Source organism: Streptomyces sp. NPDC005648 (assembly GCF_040605395.1).
Classification (GTDB): Bacteria; Actinomycetota; Actinomycetes; order Streptomycetales; family Streptomycetaceae; genus Streptomyces.
Map to the genome: position 1 here is coordinate 61,105 of NZ_JBEXCS010000022.1, position 19,088 is coordinate 80,192.

Below are 19,088 nucleotides of genomic sequence, written 5' to 3' on the forward strand. Positions count from 1 at the left end.
CCCACCGCACTGTCAGCCCTCGCCAGTAGGGTGTGAGACATGGCCGACCCCTCCAGCTACCGCCCCAAGCCGGGACAGATCCCGGACTCTCCCGGGGTGTACAGGTTCCGCGACGAGCACCGCCGGGTGATCTACGTCGGAAAGGCGAAGAGCCTGCGTCAGCGCCTGGCGAACTACTTCCAGGACCTGGCGAACCTGCACCCGCGCACCCGGACGATGGTCACCACCGCCGCGTCCGTGGAGTGGACCGTGGTGTCCACGGAGGTCGAGGCACTGCAGCTGGAGTACTCCTGGATCAAGGAGTTCGACCCCCGGTTCAACGTCAAGTACCGCGACGACAAGAGCTACCCGTACCTCGCGGTGACGATGAACGAGGAGTTCCCGCGCGTGCAGGTGATGCGCGGTCACAAGCGCAAGGGCGTCCGGTACTTCGGACCGTACGGACACGCCTGGGCCATCCGGGACACCGTCGACCTGCTGCTGCGCGTGTTCCCCGTGCGCACCTGCTCGGCCGGCGTCTTCAAGAACGCCACCCGCACCGGCCGCCCCTGTCTGCTCGGCTACATCGGCAAGTGCTCGGCTCCCTGCGTCGGCCGCGTCTCGGACGAGGAACACCGCGAACTGGCCGAGGAGTTCTGCGACTTCATGGCCGGCCGCACCGGCACCTACATCCGCCGCCTGGAACAGCGGATGACCGAGGCCGCCGAGGAGATGGAGTACGAGCGGGCCGCCCGGCTGCGCGACGACATCGAGGCCCTCAAGAAGGCCATGGAGAAGAACGCGGTCGTGCTCGCCGACGCGACCGACGCCGACCTGATCGCGGTCGCCGAGGACGAGCTGGAGGCGGCCGTCCAGATCTTCCACGTCCGCGGCGGACGCGTCCGCGGCCAGCGCGGCTGGGTCACGGACAAGGTGGAGGAGATCACCACCGGCGCCCTGGTCGAGCACGCCCTGCAGCAGCTCTACGGCGAGGAGAAGGGCGACTCCGTCCCCAAGGAGGTCCTCGTCCCCGCCCTGCCCGACCCGGTCGAGCCCGTCCAGGAGTGGCTCGCCGAGCGCCGCGGGTCGAACGTGTCGCTGCGCATCCCGCAGCGCGGCGACAAGAAGGCCCTGATGGAGACCGTGGAGCGCAACGCCCAGCAGGCGCTCGTGCTGCACAAGACCAAGCGCGCCTCCGACCTCACCACGCGCTCGCGCGCCCTGGAGGAGATCGCCGAAGCCCTGGACCTGGACAGCGCCCCGCTGCGCATCGAGTGCTACGACATCTCCCACCTCCAGGGTGACGACGTCGTGGCCTCCATGGTCGTCTTCGAGGACGGCCTGCAGCGCAAGAGCGAGTACCGCCGCTTCCAGATCAAGGGCTTCGAGGGGCAGGACGACGTCCGGTCCATGCACGAGGTGATCAACCGTCGCTTCCGCCGCTACCTCGCCGAGAAGGAGAGGACCGGCGAGTGGACGGACGGCGAGGGCGAGCACGCGTTCACCGAGGAGGACGGGCGTCCCAAGCGCTTCGCCTACCCGCCCCAGCTCGTCGTCGTCGACGGCGGCCGGCCCCAGGTCGCCGCCGCCAAGAAGGCCCTGGACGAGCTGGGCATCGACGACGTCGCCGTCTGCGGTCTCGCCAAGCGCCTGGAGGAGGTCTGGCTGCCGGACGAGGAGGACCCGGTCGTCCTGCCCCGTACCAGCGAGGGCCTCTACCTGCTGCAACGCGTCCGCGACGAGGCGCACCGGTTCGCGATCACCTACCAGCGCGCCAAGCGGGCCAAGCGCTTCCGTTCCAGCCCCCTGGACGACGTGCCCGGCCTCGGCGACACCCGGAAGCAGGCACTTCTTAAACATTTCGGTTCATTGAAGAAACTGAAGTCCGCCACCATCGACCAGATCTGCGAGGTGCCCGGCATAGGCCGTAAGACGGCCGAGACGATCGCCGTAGCCCTCGCCCAGGCGGCCCCGGCCGCACCCGCCGTCAACACGGCGACTGGAGAGATCATGGAAGAGGAACCCGGCACCATGGGTTCCAGTGGGGAGCCCGTGACGACGGGCGCCCCGGACGAACGACGGGGGCAGGAGACATGAATGTGAACAAGCACGATGAGCAGGACGGCCGAACGGGCCAAGACGGAGACGGAGCACAGGTGAGTACGGGCACGACCGGTGACACGGCCGCGGTTCCCGAGGCGGCCATCCCCGAGCTGGTGATCATCTCCGGGATGTCCGGTGCGGGACGGTCGACGGCCGCCAAGTGTCTGGAGGACCTCGGCTGGTTCGTCGTCGACAACCTGCCGCCCGCGCTGATCCCCACCATGGTGGAGCTCGGCGCCCGCTCGCAGGGCAATGTGGCCCGGATCGCGGTCGTCGTCGACGTCCGCGGCCGGCGCTTCTTCGACAACCTGCGCGAGTCCCTCGCCGACCTCGACAGCCGGGGCGTCACCCGCCGGATCGTCTTCCTGGAGTCCTCCGACGACGCCCTGGTCCGCCGCTTCGAGTCGGTCCGCCGACCGCACCCCCTCCAGGGCGACGGCCGTATCGTCGACGGCATCGCCGCCGAGCGCGAACTGCTGCGCGAGCTGCGGGGCGACGCCGACCTGGTGATCGACACCTCCAGCCTCAACGTGCACGAGCTGCGCGCCAAGATGGACGCCCAGTTCGCCGGCGAGGAGGAGCCCGAACTGCGGGCCACCGTCATGTCCTTCGGCTTCAAGTACGGCCTCCCGGTCGACGCCGACCTGGTCGCGGACATGCGCTTCCTGCCCAACCCGCACTGGGTCCCGGAGCTGCGCCCCTTCACCGGCCTCAACGAGGAGGTGTCGGCCTATGTCTTCAACCAGCCCGGCGCCAAGGAGTTCATCGACCGGTACGCGGAGCTGCTGAGGCTCATCGCGGCCGGCTACCGGCGCGAGGGCAAGCGGTACGTGACGATCGCCATCGGCTGCACCGGCGGCAAGCACCGCTCGGTGGCCACCTCGGAGAAGCTCGCCGCGCGCCTCGCGGCCGAGGGTGTGGAGACGGTGGTCGTACACCGGGACATGGGACGGGAATGACGGAACGTTCTTCGCGGCTGGGCAGGCTGCGCCGGGTGGTGCCCGAGTCACGCGTGGGCCGACCCGTCGAGGCCCGTGGCGCCCGGCCGCGCCGGCGCGGCGCCCAGCCCAAGGTCGTCGCCCTCGGCGGCGGCATGGGCCTGTCCGCCTCCCTCGCCGCGCTGCGCCGCATCACCGGTGATCTGACCGCCGTCGTCACCGTGGCCGACGACGGCGGCTCCAGCGGCCGACTCCGCGACGAGCTGGGCGTGCTGCCGCCGGGAGACCTGCGCAAGGCCCTGGCCGCGCTGTGCGGGGACGACGACTGGGGCCAGACCTGGGCCCGCGTCATCCAGCACCGCTTCCAGTCCAAGGGCGATCTGCACGAGCACGCGGTCGGCAACCTGCTGATCGTGGCCCTGTGGGAGCAGCTCGGCGACCACGTCCAGGCCCTGGACCTGGTCGGCAGGCTGCTCGGCGCGCACGGGCGGGTGCTGCCCATGTCCGCCGTGCCCCTGGAGCTGCAGGCCCTGGTCAGGGGACACGACCCGGAGCGGCCGGAGGACGTGGACACCGTCCGGGGCCAGGCGACCGTCGCCCTCACCCCGGGCGAGGTGCAGTCCGTGCACGTCGTACCGCACGACCCGCCCGCGGTCCCCGAGGCCGTCGACGCCGTCCTGGACGCGGACTGGGTCGTCCTCGGCCCCGGTTCCTGGTTCTCGTCGGTCATCCCGCACCTGCTCGTGCCGGAACTGCTGGACGCGCTCACCGAGACCAAGGCGCGCCGGGTACTCTCGCTGAACCTCGCCCCGCAGCCCGGAGAAACCGACGGCTTCTCCCCGCAGCGTCATTTGGAGGTTTTGGGACGACACGCCCCTAAACTCGCCCTGGACGTGGTGCTGGCCGACGAGGCCGCCGTGCCCGACCGTGACGTGCTCACCGAGGCCGCCCGGCGGCTCGGGGCCGCGGTCGAGCTGGCCCCGGTGGCACGGAGAGACGGAACTCCGCGGCACGACCCGGAGCTGCTGGCCGCCGCGTACGACCGTATTTTTCGGATGCATGGAAGGATCGGCCCATGGCGATGACGGCAGCGGTGAAGGACGAGATCTCCCGGCTCCCCGTCACCCGGACCTGCTGCAGGAAGGCGGAGGTCTCCGCCATTCTGCGGTTCGCCGGCGGCCTCCACCTGGTCAGCGGGCGCATCGTGATCGAGGCGGAGCTGGACACCGCGATGGCGGCCCGGCGCCTGAAGCGGGACATCCTGGAGATCTTCGGCCACAGCAGCGAGCTGATCGTGATGGCGCCCGGGGGACTGCGCCGCGGCTCGCGCTACGTCGTCCGGGTCGTCGCCGGCGGCGATCAGCTGGCCCGGCAGACCGGCCTGGTGGACGGGCGCGGCCGCCCGATCCGCGGTCTGCCCCCGCAGGTGGTCTCGGGGGCCACCTGTGACGCGGAGGCCGCCTGGCGCGGGGCCTTCCTGGCGCACGGCTCGCTCACCGAGCCCGGCCGCTCCTCCTCCCTGGAGGTGACCTGCCCGGGCCCCGAGGCCGCGCTCGCCCTGGTCGGTGCCGCGCGCCGGCTGTCGATCGCCGCCAAGGCCCGTGAGGTGCGGGGCGTGGACCGGGTGGTCGTCCGCGACGGCGACGCCATCGGCGCCCTGCTCACCCGCCTCGGCGCGCACGAGTCGGTGCTGGCCTGGGAGGAGCGCCGGATGCGCCGCGAGGTGCGGGCCACGGCGAACCGTCTCGCCAACTTCGATGACGCCAATCTGCGCCGCTCCGCCCGCGCCGCCGTCGCCGCGGGCGCCCGGGTCCAGCGCGCGCTGGAGATCCTCGGCGACGAGGTCCCCGAGCACCTCGCGGCCGCCGGGCGGCTGCGGATGGACCACAAGCAGGCCTCCCTGGAGGAGTTGGGCGCGCTCGCCGACCCGCCGCTCACCAAGGACGCGGTGGCCGGCCGGATTCGCCGGCTGCTCGCGATGGCCGACAAGCGCGCCTCCGACCTCGGTGTCCCGGGCACCGAGTCCAGCATCACCGAGGAGATGGCGGACAACCTGGTCGGCTGATCCCCCGAACGGCCCAACACACCGGTGCCGACGCCCATTTGGGAGTCGGCACCGGTTTTTTGACTGGCTTTGTGTCGCCCTTGACTCCGCTGTGAACTGGCATGAGCCTGGCAGCAATTCGTCGCCGTGACGAAAGATTGCTAGGGGGGTTCATGAGACCCAGAGCGAGATCGATCCTCGCTGTCGGCGCGCTCCTGCTCGGCGGAGCGAGCCTCGCACCCATCGCCCAGGCGCAGAACGGACCTTCACAGGGACAAGATCCCCACGAGGTCAACGTCTATCGGGCCGACGTCACCGCCAAGCAGGTGCCCCTGCTGCTGGCCGCCGGACAGGACGGCCACGAACTCGGCGAGCAGGTCCCCGCGAAGGGGAAGGCCACCGTCGAGGTCTACCTCACCGCCGGGCAGGCCAAGTCCCTCGAGAAGCAGGGCGTCGACCTCACCGAGCACACACTTTCGGCCAAGGCGGAGAAGCGGGTCGGTGCCGCCGCCGAGGGAGTGTTCCGCCCGTACAGCGGAAGCGGTGGTCTCAAGGAGGAGATCGTCCGGACCGGGCAGCAGCACCCCGACCTCACCAAGGTCGAGTCCATCGGAAAGACGATCAACGGCCAGGACATCCTCGCGGTCAAACTGACCAAGGGCGCGCGGAAGTCCAAGGACGGTTCGAAGCCCTCCGTCCTCTACGTCTCCAACCAGCACGCGCGGGAGTGGATCACGCCGGAGATGACCCGCCGGCTGCTGCACTACTACCTGGACAACTACAAGAAGGACAAGCGCGTCAGGAAGATCGTCGACTCCACCGAGCTGTGGTTCGTGATCTCGGCCAACCCCGACGGCTACGACTACACCTTCAAGAACTCCGACACCCGTCTGTGGCGCAAGAACCTGCGGGACGTCAACGGCGACGGCGTCATCTCCACCGGCGACGGTGTCGACCTCAACCGCAACTTCGGTTACAAGTGGGGCTATGACGACGAGGGTTCGTCCCCCAACCCGACCAGCGAGACCTATCGCGGCGCGTCCCCGGAGTCCGAGCCCGAGACCAGGGCGCTGGACAACTTCGAGAAGCGGATCGGCTTCTCCTACGGCGTCAACTACCACTCCGCCGCCCAACTCCTCCTCTACGGCGTCGGCTGGCAGGTGGCCACCCCCACGCCCGACGACGTCATCTACAAGGCGCTGGCCGGCACCCCCGGCAACTCCGCGATCCCCGGCTACCGCCCGCAGGTCTCCTCGGAGCTGTACACCACCAACGGCGAGGCGGACGGCCACGCGGGCAACGTCAACGGCATGTCGATGTTCACCCCGGAGATGTCGACCTGCCAGACCGCGTCGAACATCGACCCGAACGACCAGTGGAACGCGGCCGACTGCCAGTCCGTCTTCAACTTCCCGGACGACGAGAAGCTGATCCAGCAGGAGTTCCAGAAGAACATCCCGTTCGCGCTGTCGGTCGCCGAGACCGCCGAGCACCCCGACGTCCCGTCCTCCTCGCTCGGCCTGAAGGCCGCCGACTTCACCCCGGCGACGTTCGCCACGTCGTACTCCCGCGGCGCCGACCAGGAGGTCTCGGTCGTCGTACGGAAGTCCGTGCGCGACAAGGAGCTCAAGTACCGCGTGAACGGCGGCCGTACGCAGGACCAGGACCTCAAGGCCTGGAAGGGCGGCGAGACCTACGGCGGTGACGACAACCTGCACTTCGACGAGTACCGGGCCAAGGTGAGGGACGGCGACCCGGGTGACAAGGTCGAGGTCTGGTTCACCGGACGGAGCAGGGGCGGCAAGAAGGTCTCCAGCGGGCACTTCACCTACACCGTCGCCCAGCGGGCCAAGGCCGACACGCTCGTCGTCGCCGAGGAGGGCGCGGCCGCCACACAGGCACAGACGTACGTGGACGCGCTGAAGGCCGGTGGCCGCAAGGCCGTCGTCTGGGACGTCGCGACCCAGGGCGCGCCCGACGCGCTCGGTGTGCTCAAGCACTTCAGGACCGTCGTCCACTACACGGGCGCCGGTGTCCCCGGCAACGCCACCCAGCTCCAGCTGCGCGCCTATCTCAACGAGGGCGGCAAGCTGATCGAGGCCGGCGAGCAGGCCGGCGGCAACGTCGACCTCGGCGGCGGCACCCTGTCGGACGACTTCAGCCAGTACTACCTGGGCGCCTACTCGCGTACGTCGACGCCGGGGGCCAACGGCTTCACCGGCTCCGGCAAGCTCGACGGCTCCGGCGGCGCGCTCGGCGCGGCCCCCGGCAACCCGCTCGACAAGGCGGGCACCTACGCCGTCACCTCCGACTCGCTGCCCGTCGACAAGTACCCGCAGTTCGCCAGTGCGGGCGCGGGCCAGTTCGCCGGGACGGTCAACCCGTACGGGCCGTATTCGGGCTCCTACATGGCGGCCGCCGTGCACACCGACGACTCGTACAAGCGTCTCACCCGCACCATCGACCTCAGCGGTGTGACCGCGGCCCAGAAGCCCACCCTGCGCAGCCAGCTGCTGTGGGACACCGAGCCCGGCTACGACCATGTCATCGTCGAGGCCCACACCACCGGCGCCGACGACTGGACGACCCTCCCGGAGGCGGGCGGCGCGACCAGCACGGCGGTGCCGCTGGACTGCGAGGCGGGCTTCCTCGTGGGCGAGCACCCGTGGCTCAAGCACTATCTGACCGTCGCCCCCGGCGGCTGCACCGCGAGCGGCACCAGCGGCACCTGGAACAGCCTCACCGGCGCCTCCAGCGGCTGGCAGCAGGTCAACTACGACCTGAGCGCCTACGCCGGCAAGTCCGTCGAGGTCTCGATCAGCTATGTCACCGACCCGAGCACCGGTGGCCACGGCGTCCTTGCCGACGACACCTCGCTCGTCGTGGGCGGCGCGCCGACGCAGAGCGAGGGCTTCGAGACGTCGCTGGGCGCCTGGAACGTGCCCGGACCGCCCGCGGGCAGCCCGGCCGTCCTGGAGGACTGGGCGCGCACCGGGGCGCTCTTCAAGACCTACGGCGCCATCACCACCGACCGGACCGTGCTGCTGGGCTTCGGCCTGGAGCACGTCACCTCGGCGGCCGACCGGGCCACCCTCGTCAAGAAGGCCCTCGCGGCCCTCGGAGGGTGAACTCCCCGGTCAACGATGACTAGCTCACCGTAGTCAAATCGAGTGATACGACCTTCGGGCCCGGGCGGTCCGTACCCCTACTGGCGGGTACGGACCGCCTGCCCGTGTATGCGGCATCTCGATGTCACTCCGGGGGCCTCAGGGAGGTAGGGTCGGGGGTGGTCGGGGACATCCCAAACAGAGCTCGCCGGCACCGCATGGCCGGCGTACCAACGAGGAGATCGGTTCGTGACGATCCGCGTAGGCATCAACGGCTTCGGTCGTATCGGTCGCAACTACTTCCGCGCGCTGCTGGAGCAGGGTGCAGACATCGAGATCGTGGCTGTCAACGACCTGGGTGACACCGCGACCACCGCCCACCTGCTGAAGTACGACACCATCCTGGGCCGCCTCAAGGCCGAGGTGTCGCACACCGCCGACACGATCACCGTCGACGGTCACACCATCAAGGTCCTGTCCGAGCGCAACCCCGCGGACATCCCGTGGGGCGAGCTGGGCGTCGACATCGTCGTCGAGTCGACCGGCATCTTCACCAAGAAGGCCGACGCCGAGAAGCACATCGCCGGCGGCGCCAAGAAGGTCCTCATCTCGGCTCCGGCCAAGGACGAGGACATCACCATCGTGATGGGCGTCAACGAGAACAAGTACGACGCGGCCAACCACCACGTCATCTCGAACGCCTCCTGCACCACCAACTGTGTGGCGCCGATGGCGAAGGTCCTGGACGAGAACTTCGGCATCGTCAAGGGCCTGATGACCACGGTCCACGCGTACACCAACGATCAGCGCATCCTGGACTTCCCGCACTCCGACCTGCGCCGCGCCCGCGCCGCCGCGGAGAACATCATCCCGACCACGACCGGTGCCGCCAAGGCCACCGCCCTGGTCCTGCCCCAGCTCAAGGGCAAGCTCGACGGCATCGCGATGCGCGTCCCGGTGCCCACCGGTTCCGCCACCGACCTGGTCGTGGAGCTGGAGCGCGAGGTCACCAAGGACGAGGTCAACGCCGCGTTCAAGAAGGCCTCCGAGGGGGAGCTGCAGGGCTACCTGTCCTACACCGAGGACCCGATCGTCTCCTCGGACATCGTCAGCGACCCGTCCTCCTGCACCTTCGACTCCTCCCTGACCATGGTCCAGGAGGGCAAGTCGGTGAAGATCCTCGGCTGGTACGACAACGAGTGGGGCTACTCCAACCGCCTCGTCGACCTCACGGTCTTCGTCGGCAACCAGCTCTGATCCCCACCGCGGAGCAGGCACGTTGATGTGAACGCAGGGCTCGGGCAGCGCAGGGACGCGCCGCCCGGGCCCTGACTCACGTACGAAGCAGCCCTCGTACGATCAGAGCAGCCCTCACCAGGAGTGTCCCCTTATGAAGACGATCGACGAACTTCTCGCCGACGGCGTGGACGGCAAGCGGGTCTTCGTCCGCGCCGACCTCAACGTGCCGCTCGCCGACGGCCTCATCACCGACGACGGCCGCATCCGCGCCGTACTGCTCACCGTCAAGGCACTCGCCGAGGCGGGCGCCAAGGTGGTCGTCGCCTCGCACCTGGGCCGCCCCAAGGGCGCCCCGGACCCCGCCTTCTCGCTGCTGCCCGCCGCCGAGCGCCTCGGTGAACTCCTCGGCGCCCCGGTCGCGTTCGCCCAGGACACCGTCGGCCCCGCCGCCCACGACGCGGTGAACGGGCTGGAGCCCGGCCAGGTCGCGGTCATCGAGAACCTGCGCTTCAACGCCGGTGAGACCTCCAAGGACGACATCGAGCGCGGCGAGTTCGCGGACCAGCTGGCCGCCCTCGCGGACGTCTACGTCGGCGACGGCTTCGGCGCGGTCCACCGCAAGCACGCCTCCGTGTACGACCTCCCCGCGCGCCTGCCGCACGCCGCCGGCTACCTCATCGCGAACGAGGTCGCCGTCCTGAAGCAGCTCACCGAGGACGTCCGGCGCCCCTACGTCGTCGCGCTCGGCGGCGCCAAGGTGTCCGACAAGCTCGCCGTCATCGACCAGCTGCTCGGCAAGGCCGACCGGCTGCTCATCGGCGGCGGCATGGCCTACACCTTCCTCAAGGCCAAGGGCTACGAGATCGGCACGTCGCTGCTCCAGGAGGACCAGCTCCCGGCCGTCCTGGAGTACATCGAGCGCGCCGAGAAGACCGGCGTCGAACTGGTGCTGCCCGTCGACGTGGTGGCCGCCCCGGCGTTCCCGGACCTGAAGACCAAGGCGCCGGCGAACCCCGTCACCGTCGCCGCGGACGCCGTACCCGCGGACCAGATGGGCCTGGACATCGGCCCCGAGTCCCGCAAGCTGTACGCCTCGAAGATCACCGACGCCGCGACCGTCTTCTGGAACGGTCCGATGGGCGTCTTCGAGCACCCCGATTTCGCCGAGGGCACCAAGGCGGTCGCCCAGGCCCTCCTCGACTCCCCGGCCTTCACGGTCGTCGGCGGCGGCGACTCCGCCGCGGCCGTCCGCCTCCTGGGCTTCGACGAGACCGCATTCGGCCACATCTCGACCGGTGGTGGCGCCTCCCTCGAATACCTCGAGGGCAAGACGCTCCCCGGCCTCGCCGCACTGGAGGACTGACCTACATGGCTGCATCTATTTCTTCCGGGCGCACGCCGATCATGGCGGGCAACTGGAAGATGAACCTCAACCACCTCGAGGCCATCGCGCACGTCCAGAAGCTCGCCTTCGCCCTGGCCGACAAGGACTACGAGGCCGTCGAGGTCGCCGTCCTGCCGCCCTTCACCGACCTGCGCTCCGTGCAGACCCTGGTCGACGGCGACAAGCTCAAGATCAAGTACGGCGCCCAGGACATCTCCGCGCACGACGGCGGCGCCTACACCGGCGAGATCTCGGGCCCGATGCTGGCCAAGCTGAAGTGCACCTATGTGGCCATCGGCCACTCCGAGCGCCGGCAGTACCACGCGGAGACGGACGAGATCGTCAACGCCAAGGTCAAGGCCGCCTACAAGCACGGCATCACCCCCATCCTGTGCGTCGGCGAGGAGTTGGAGGTCCGCGAGGCGGGCAACCATGTCTCCCACACCCTCGCCCAGGTCGAGGGCGGTCTGAAGGACCTCCCGGCCGAGCAGGCCGAGTCCGTCGTGATCGCCTACGAGCCCGTCTGGGCCATCGGCACCGGCAAGGTCTGCGGCGCCGAGGACGCGCAGGAGGTCTGCGCCGCCATCCGCGGCAAGCTCGCCGAGCTGTACACCCAGGAGCTGGCCGACCGGGTCCGCATCCAGTACGGCGGCTCCGTCAAGGCCGGCAACGTCGCCGAGATCATGGCGCAGGCCGACATCGACGGCGCCCTGGTGGGCGGTGCCTCGCTGGATGCCGATGAGTTCGTCAAGATCGTGCGCTTCCGCGACCAGTGAGTAGGCCCTAGCGGCGATCCGTCGTACTCTTGCGGGGGCACAGCCTTGGTGCTGTGCCCCCGTCGTTCATCCGAATCCGAGGAAGTTGGTCCAGCCGTGGTTTTGGGGTTCTCGATCGCCCTGATCGTCTTCAGCCTGCTGATGATGCTGCTGGTGCTGATGCACAAGGGCAAGGGCGGCGGCCTCTCCGACATGTTCGGTGGCGGCATGCAGTCGTCCGTCGGCGGCTCCTCGGTCGCCGAGCGCAACCTGGACCGCATCACGATCGTGGTGGGTCTGCTGTGGTTCGCGTGCATTGTCGTACTCGGCATCATCATGAAGACGAACAGCTGAGCAGCAACGCACACACAGCACGTACATTCCGCACGTAAGGCCCCATGTTCGGTACGCGCAGCTGAGCGCGGCCTATCATGGGGCTTGCGTCTGGGTGTGGGGGCGGTAACTCCAACCACTGGACGTGCGTTGGGCCTTACGTAGACTGAGGCGCTCGCAACGAAGCGAAACGCCGACTCGCTTCGCGGCACCATCACGCAGGGAGTTACGACCGTGGCAAGTGGCAACGCGATCCGAGGTAGCCGGGTCGGGGCGGGGCCGATGGGCGAGGCCGAGCGCGGCGAGTCCGCGCCGCGTCTGCGCATCTCCTTCTGGTGCTCGAACGGGCACGAGACGCAGCCCAGCTTCGCCAGCGACGCGCAGGTTCCCGAGACCTGGGACTGCCCGCGCTGCGGCTTCCCCGCCGGACAGGACCGGGACAACCCGCCGGACCCGCCGCGCACCGAGCCCTACAAGACGCACCTCGCCTATGTGCGGGAGCGGCGCAGCGACGCGGACGGCGAGGCGATCCTCGCCGAGGCGCTCGCCAAACTGCGGGGCGAGATCTAGGAGACGTCAGCCGGCCGGGCACCGAACAGGGTGCCTGGCCGGAGCTGTTTCAGCAGCTCACAGGCGCTCTCACGGTCGATCGACCGGCCGCCTCACGACCGATTGTCAGTGCTGACCTCTACGGTTTGTGCATCGCCTGGGTGGCGTGCGCGGACTGAGGGGGAGCAGTGACGACGGTGACGGGGACGAGTGCCTCCGCACCCGCCTGGCGGGGCGGTTTCGGGCGGCTGTGGACCGCGGCGGTGGTCTCGCGGTTCGGGGACGCGTTGCGCAACACCGCGCTGCCGCTGGTCGCCGTGCGCCTGTCCGACGAGCCGCTCGTCGTCGCCTCGGTCACCGCCTGCGGCTATGTCCCCTGGCTGCTGTTCGGGCTGCTCGGCGGAGCCGTGGCGGACCGGGTCGACCAGCGCCGGGCGATGTGGGCCGTGGACACGGTACGGGGCCTGCTCGTCGCCGGTTTCGCGCTCGCCGTGGCCCTGGGACACGCCTCGATCCCGCTGCTGGTCGCGCTCGCCTTCTCACTGACCACGCTCCAGACGCTGTTCGACAACGCGTCCACCGCGCTGCTGCCCTCCCTGGTGGACCGCGAGGCCCTGGGCGGCGCCAACGCGCGGCTGATGACCGGGCAACAGCTCGCCGGCGGCCTGCTGGCCGGCCCGTTCGTGCCGCTTCTTCTCGGCGTCGCCGCCTTCATGCCGTTCGCGGCCGACGCGGGCACCTGTCTGCTGGCGGCGGCCCTGGTGGCCTTCCTGTCGATACAGCCCCCGCAGCGTCAGCCGCGGCCGGCGGGCAGCACCCTGCGGGCGGAGATCCGCGAAGGCGTGGGCGCGCTGTGGCGGGACCGCACACTCCGGGCGACCTGTCTCGCCACCCTGCTGTGCAACATCGGGATGGGTGCGCTGATCGCCACCCTGGTGCTGCATGTGACGCGCTGGCTGCACGCCGACAACGCGGAGTACGCGGCCGCCATGACGGCCTACTCGCTGGGCAGCTTCACCGGAGGCTTCCTCGCCCAGCGGATCGCGCGCCGGGTCGGGCGCGTGCGGGCCCTGCTGTTCGGCGGGACCGTGCAGACCGCGGCCCTGCTGGTCATGGGCGGCGTCCGGCACCTCGCGGCGCTTCTCGTGAGCATGCTGCTGCTCGGCGTCATGGGCATGGTGTGGAACGTCAACCAGGTCACGCTGATGCAGCGGCGCAGCCCCGAGGCCATGGTCGGCCGGATGGCCGCCGCGTTCCGTACGGCCTCCACCTCCGGCGCGCCGGTCGGCGCGGTGCTCGGCGGAGCCGTCGCCCACGCCTTCGGGCTGAACGGCCCGGCGCTGCTCGCGGCCCTGCTGTTCGCCCTGGCCGTCACCTCGTTGATACCGGTGAGCAAGACCGACGTACCTGATGTTGCGCCGCACGGCGACGTCACCACGGCTCGGGCGGCGCGCTGATCAACTAGGTTGGAACAGCTGGGACAGGCACGAAAGAAGGCTGAAGTCGGACATGAACGCAGACGGCCGTACCAGGCTCAACCAGACGCCCGAGTGGATCGCGCTGGCCGGGCACCGCGAGGAGCTCGCCGGCACCCACCTCCGGGAGCTCTTCGCCGCCGACCCGGACCGCGGCACCGGTTACACGCTGCAGGTGGGCGACCTGTACGTCGACTACTCCAAGCACCTGGTCACCGACGAGACCCTGCGGCTGCTGCGCGAACTCGCCGCCGCCACCGATGTGTTCGGGCTGCGGGACGCCATGTTCCGCGGCGAGAAGATCAACACCACGGAGAACCGCGCCGTTCTGCACACGGCCCTGCGCGCCCCGCGCGACGCGGTGATCGAGGTCGACGGGGAGAACGTCGTCCCGGGGGTGCACGCCGTCCTCGACAAGATGGCCGGCTTCGCCGAGCGCATCCGCTCCGGCGCCTGGACCGGCCACACCGGCAAGCGCATCAAGAACGTCGTCAACATCGGCATCGGCGGCTCCGACCTCGGTCCGGCGATGGCGTACGAGGTGCTGCGCGCCTTCACCGACCGCGACCTGACGGTCCGCTTCGTGTCCAACGTGGACGGCGCCGACCTGCACGAGGCCGTCCGCGACCTCGACGCCGCTCAGACGCTGTTCATCATCGCCTCCAAGACCTTCACCACCATCGAGACGATCACCAACGCGACCTCGGCGCGCGAGTGGCTGCTCGGTGAGCTGAAGGCGGGTCAGGAGGCCGTCGCCCAGCACTTCGTGGCGCTGTCGACCAATGCGGAGAAGGTCGCCGACTTCGGCATCGACACCGCCAACATGTTCGAGTTCTGGGACTGGGTCGGCGGCCGGTACTCGTACGACTCGGCGATCGGGCTCTCCCTGATGATCGCCATCGGCCCGGACCGCTTCCGAGAGATGCTCGACGGCTTCCGCCTCGTCGACGACCACTTCCGCACCGCGCCGGCCGAGGCCAACGTGCCGCTGCTGCTCGGCCTGTTGGGCATCTGGTACGGCAACTTCCACGACGCCCAGTCCCACGCGGTGCTGCCGTACAGCCACTACCTGTCCAAGTTCACCGCCTATCTGCAGCAGCTGGACATGGAGTCCAACGGCAAGAGCGTGGACCGGGACGGGCGGGAGGTGGACTGGCAGACGGGTCCGGTGGTGTGGGGCACGCCGGGCACCAACGGGCAGCACGCGTACTACCAGCTCATCCACCAGGGCACGAAGGTGATCCCCGCGGACTTCATCGGCTTCGCCGAGCCGGTCGCGGAGCTCAGCGACGGGCTCAAGGCCCAGCACGATCTGCTGATGGCCAACTTCTTCGCCCAGACCCAGGCCCTGGCCTTCGGCAAGACCCCGGACGAGGTGCGCGCGGAGGGGGTTGCCGAGGAACTGGTCCCGCACAAGACCTTCAAGGGCAACCACCCGACGACGACGATCCTCGCCCGTGAGCTGACCCCGTCCGTCCTCGGTCAGCTGATCGCCCTCTACGAGCACAAGGTGTTCGTCCAGGGCGCCGTCTGGAACATCGACTCCTTCGACCAGTGGGGCGTCGAGCTCGGCAAGGTCCTCGCCAAGCGCGTCGAGCCGGCACTCACCGAGGGCGCGGAGGTACCGGGACTGGACGCGTCCAGCAGGGCGCTGGTCGCCAAGTACCGGGAGCTGCGCGGGCGGTGAGACGGGCCGGGGTGCGACGGGACCTCCTCGCCGCACCCCGTTCGGTGCCGCACCCCAGCGGGTGCCCTCGTGCCGTCAGGCGCTCAGGGCGAAGCCGGTGGATAGAGCGAGCGCGGCAGCTGTGAGGCCGCCGCCGAGTCCAGCAGCCACAGGGTGCGCTGCCGGCCGTGGGCGCCCGCCGCCGGGGCCTGGATCTCGCCCGCGCCGGAGAGAGCGATCGCCGCGGCCTCCGCCTTGTCCTCGCCCGCCGCCAGGAGCCAGACCTCACGGGCCGCCCGGATCGCCGGGAGGGTGAGGGTCACCCGCGTCGGCGGGGGCTTGGGGGCGCCGTGGACGCCCACCACCGTGCGCTCGGTCTCCCGTACCGCCGGGAGCTCCGGGAACAGGGACGCCACATGGGTGTCCGGGCCGACACCCAGCATCAGGACGTCGAAGGTGGGGACGGCGTCCCCCGCGGGCTCGGTCGCCGATGTCCATGTCTCGGGGCCGGCCGCGAGGGCCAGCTCCTGCGCGTACGCCTCCGCCGCCGCCTCGACGTCGGCACCGTGGGGGCCGTCCGACGCGGGCATGGCGTGCACGCGCTTCGGGTCCAGCGGGACCGAGTCCAGCAGGGCCTCGCGGGCCTGGGTGACATTGCGCTCCGGGTCGCCCTCGGGCAGGAAGCGCTCATCGCCCCACCACAGGTCGAGGCGGCCCCAGTCGATCGCGTCCCGGGCGGGCGCGGCGGCGAGGGCGGCCAGCAGGCCGTTGCCGTTGCGCCCGCCCGTGAGGACCACGGACGCGAAGCCCCGGGAGGCCTGCGCGTCCACGATCTTCGTGATGAGACGGGCCGCGGCGGCCTGCGCCATCAGTTCCTTGTCGCGATGCACGACCAGCTGCGGAGTGGTCATGTCGTGGCCGCCTCCGGCACGTCGTTCACCGGTTCCGGCGTCGCCGTCTCCGGTACGGAAGCTTCAGCCGCGGCTTCGGACGGCTCTCCCTCGGAGAAGGAATCGTCGCTTTTGGGCGCCGTCTCCTCGACGGCCACCACCGCCTCCCGCACCGGCTCCGGCGCGTTCAGCCGCTCCACGCCGAACCGCAGCGCCGACGCATAGGTGTCGTCCGGGTCGAGGCGCCGCAGCTCCTCGGCGATCAGCTCGGCCGTCTCCCGCCGCTTCAGGGCGACCGCGCGGTCCGGCTGGCCCTGGATGGAGAGGGTCGCGAGGGACCCGTCCGCCCGGTCAAGGACGATCGGACCGTTGTCCGTGTGCATACGGACCGCGGTCAATCCCGGGCCGCCCGACAGCGACCGCTTCACCGGCACGTCCAGCCGGTCCGCCAGCCACATCGCCAGCAGCTCACAGCTCGGGTTGAACTCCTCGCCCTCCACCTCGACGGCCTCCACCTCGACGGTGACCTGGTCGAGCGCGGCGGCCAGCATCGAGCGCCAGGGCGTGATGCGGGTCCAGGAGAGATCGGTGTCGCCGGGGGTGTAGGTGTCGGCACGGGCCGCGAGCTCCCGTACCGGCTGCTCGGCGGCGTAGGTGTCGGTCACCCGGCGCTGGGCGAGCGCGCCCAGCGGGTCGTTGGCCGGGTCGAGCGGCGCGTTCACCGGCCACCAGACGACGACGGGCGCGTCCGGCAGCAGCAGGGGAAGGACGACCGACTGGGCGTGGTCGGCGATCTCGCCGTAGAGACGCAGGACGACCGTCTCGCCCGTGCCCGCGTCCGCGCCCACCCGTACCTCGGCGTCCAGACGGGACGACGTGCGGTCGCGGGGGGTGCGCGAGACGCGCTTGATGACCACGAGCGTGCGCGAGGGGTGCTCGCGCGAGGCGTCGTTCGCGGCCTTCAGCGCGTCGTACGCGTTCTCCTCGTCCGTCACGATGACCAGCGTCAGCACCATGCCGACGGCGGGCGTGCCGATGGCCCGCCGCCCCTGCACCAGCGCCTTGTTGATCTTGCTGGCCGTGGTGTCCGTGAGGTCTGTCTTCATGGCCGGCGCCAGCTCCGTCCCTCTCGTGCGAGCATTTCGTCCGCCTCGACGGGACCCCAGGTGCCGGACGGGTACTGGGCGGGCCTGCCGTGCGTGTCCCAGTACTCCTCGATCGGGTCGAGGATCTCCCAGGACAGCTCGACCTCCTCGGTGCGCGGGAAGAGGTTCGAGTCGCCGAGCAGGACGTCCAGGATCAGCCGCTCGTACGCCTCCGGGGAGGACTCGGTGAACGACTCGCCGTAGGCGAAGTCCATCGACACGTCCCGGATCTCCATCGACGTACCGGGGACCTTGGAGCCGAAGCGGACCGTGACGCCCTCGTCCGGCTGGACGCGGATGACGATCGCGTTCTGGCCGAGTTCCTCGGTGGCCGTCGTGTCGAAGGGGGAGTGCGGGGCCCGCTGGAAGACGACCGCGATCTCGGTGACCCGGCGGCCCAGGCGCTTGCCGGTGCGCAGATAGAACGGGACGCCCGCCCAGCGGCGGTTGTCCACCGACAGCTTGACGGCCGCGTAGGTGTCCGTCTTCGACTGGGGGTCGATGCCCTCCTCCTGGAGGTACCCGACCGCCTTCTCGCCGCCCTGCCAGCCCTCGGCGTACTGACCGCGCACGGTGTCCCGGCCGAGGTCCTTGGGGAGTCGTACGGCCCCGAGCACCTTGGTCTTCTCGGCGGCCAGCGCGTCCGCGTCGAAGGAGGCCGGCTCCTCCATGGCCATCAGCGCCATGAGCTGGAGGAGGTGGTTCTGGATGACGTCACGGGCGGCGCCGATGCCGTCGTAGTAGCCGGCCCGGCCGCCGATGCCGATGTCCTCGGCCATGGTGATCTGGATGTGGTCCACGAAGGACCGGTTCCAGATCGGCTCGAACATCGTGTTGGCGAAGCGCAGCGCCAGGATGTTCTGGACGGTCTCCTTGCCCAGGTAGTGGTCGATACGGAAGACCTGGTCCGGGGCGAAGACCTCGTGCACGATCGCGTTGAGCTCCTTGGCCGACTCCAGGTCGTGGCCGAAGGGCTTCTCGATGACCGCGCGCCGCCAGGAGCCGGAGCTCTGGTCGGCCAGGCCGTGCTTCTTCAGCTGCTGGATGACGACCGGGAAGGAGCGCGGCGGCACGGACAGGTAGAAGGCGAAGTTGCCGCCCGTGCCCTGTGCCTTGTCGAGCTCCTCGATGGTGGAGCGCAGCCGCTCGAACGCGTCGTCGTCGTCGAAGGTGCCCTGGACGAAGCGCATCCCCTGGATGAGCTGCTGCCAGACCTCCTCGCGGAACTGCGTACGGGCGTGCGCCTTGACGGCGTCGTGGACCTCGGCGGCGAAGTCCTCGTTGGCCCACTCGCGGCGGGCGAAGCCCACCAGCGAGAAGCCCGGCGGCAGCAGACCCCGGTTGGCGAGGTCGTACACGGCGGGCATGAGCTTCTTCCGTGACAAATCGCCCGTGACGCCGAAGATGACCAGGCCCGACGGCCCCGCGATACGCGGGAGCCGTCGGTCGGCGGGGTCACGCAGCGGGTTGCTGCTCGACAA

At 70.1% G+C, this 19,088-nt stretch carries 15 protein-coding genes; 12 read left to right on the forward strand and 3 right to left on the reverse strand.

The annotated features are described in order from the left end of the window. Positions 1–39: 39 nt before the first annotated feature. The 12 genes from uvrC (at position 40) to pgi (ending at position 15,593) form a co-directional block, all read left to right on the forward strand. The gene (uvrC, locus tag ABZT17_RS15695) at positions 40–2,076 is read left to right on the forward strand and encodes an excinuclease ABC subunit UvrC (RefSeq protein ID WP_356348734.1); all 2,037 of its coding nucleotides are present in this window, start codon (positions 40–42) and stop codon (positions 2,074–2,076) included. Continuing rightward, a complete protein-coding gene (gene rapZ, locus ABZT17_RS15700; protein WP_356348736.1) occupies positions 2,073–3,041 on the forward strand; it encodes an RNase adapter RapZ in 969 nt (322 codons plus the stop codon). The genes uvrC and rapZ overlap by 4 nt, the downstream gene beginning before the upstream one ends. Next, positions 3,038–4,105 (forward strand): uridine diphosphate-N-acetylglucosamine-binding protein YvcK, encoded by a 1,068-nt coding sequence (gene yvcK / locus ABZT17_RS15705; RefSeq protein WP_356348739.1) that lies wholly within the window; start codon positions 3,038–3,040, stop codon positions 4,103–4,105. Before rapZ ends, yvcK begins: the two co-directional genes overlap by 4 nt. Then, a complete protein-coding gene (gene whiA, locus ABZT17_RS15710) occupies positions 4,096–5,085 on the forward strand; it encodes a DNA-binding protein WhiA (protein WP_356348741.1) in 990 nt (329 codons plus the stop codon). The genes yvcK and whiA overlap by 10 nt, the downstream gene beginning before the upstream one ends. A 152-nt stretch (positions 5,086–5,237) precedes the next feature. Beyond that, positions 5,238–8,192, forward strand: coding sequence for a M14 family zinc carboxypeptidase (locus ABZT17_RS15715; RefSeq protein WP_356348743.1), 2,955 nt, complete (start codon positions 5,238–5,240; stop codon positions 8,190–8,192). A 228-nt stretch (positions 8,193–8,420) separates the two neighbouring features. Continuing rightward, complete coding sequence (gap, locus tag ABZT17_RS15720) at positions 8,421–9,428, forward strand: type I glyceraldehyde-3-phosphate dehydrogenase (RefSeq protein ID WP_030318674.1); 1,008 nt, start codon at positions 8,421–8,423, stop codon at positions 9,426–9,428. Between the two features lie 133 nt (positions 9,429–9,561). Next, entirely contained in the window at positions 9,562–10,773 is a 1,212-nt protein-coding gene (locus ABZT17_RS15725; RefSeq protein WP_356348747.1) for a phosphoglycerate kinase, read from the forward strand. Between the two features lie 41 nt (positions 10,774–10,814). Beyond that, the gene (gene tpiA, locus ABZT17_RS15730) at positions 10,815–11,570 is read left to right on the forward strand and encodes a triose-phosphate isomerase (RefSeq protein WP_356348837.1); all 756 of its coding nucleotides are present in this window, start codon (positions 10,815–10,817) and stop codon (positions 11,568–11,570) included. A gap of 102 nt (positions 11,571–11,672) precedes the next feature. Next, complete coding sequence (gene secG / locus ABZT17_RS15735; protein ID WP_356348840.1) at positions 11,673–11,903, forward strand: preprotein translocase subunit SecG; 231 nt, start codon at positions 11,673–11,675, stop codon at positions 11,901–11,903. Positions 11,904–12,116: 213 nt separating this feature from the next. After that, on the forward strand, positions 12,117–12,452 hold the full coding sequence (locus ABZT17_RS15740; RefSeq protein ID WP_003976875.1) for an RNA polymerase-binding protein RbpA: 336 nt from the start codon (positions 12,117–12,119) through the stop codon (positions 12,450–12,452). Positions 12,453–12,694: 242 nt separating this feature from the next. After that, positions 12,695–13,888 (forward strand): MFS transporter, encoded by a 1,194-nt coding sequence (locus tag ABZT17_RS15745; RefSeq protein WP_356348843.1) that lies wholly within the window; start codon positions 12,695–12,697, stop codon positions 13,886–13,888. A 52-nt stretch (positions 13,889–13,940) separates the two neighbouring features. Continuing rightward, positions 13,941–15,593, forward strand: a complete 1,653-nt coding sequence (pgi, locus tag ABZT17_RS15750; protein WP_356348749.1) for a glucose-6-phosphate isomerase — start codon at positions 13,941–13,943, stop codon at positions 15,591–15,593. Between the two features lie 83 nt (positions 15,594–15,676). Here the strand turns inward: pgi and pgl are convergent, their stop codons facing one another. The 3 genes from pgl to zwf are packed head-to-tail and all read right to left on the reverse strand — an operon-like array spanning position 15,677 to position 19,088. Next, positions 15,677–16,483 carry a 6-phosphogluconolactonase gene (gene pgl / locus ABZT17_RS15755; RefSeq protein WP_356348751.1) on the reverse strand — a complete coding sequence of 269 codons (807 nt, stop codon included), beginning with the start codon at positions 16,481–16,483 and terminating at the stop codon, positions 15,677–15,679. Beyond that, positions 16,480–17,568, reverse strand: coding sequence for a glucose-6-phosphate dehydrogenase assembly protein OpcA (opcA, locus tag ABZT17_RS15760; protein WP_356348754.1), 1,089 nt, complete (start codon positions 17,566–17,568; stop codon positions 16,480–16,482). Before opcA ends, pgl begins: the two co-directional genes overlap by 4 nt. Further along, complete coding sequence (gene zwf / locus ABZT17_RS15765; RefSeq protein WP_356348757.1) at positions 17,565–19,088, reverse strand: glucose-6-phosphate dehydrogenase; 1,524 nt, start codon at positions 19,086–19,088, stop codon at positions 17,565–17,567. The genes opcA and zwf overlap by 4 nt, the downstream gene beginning before the upstream one ends.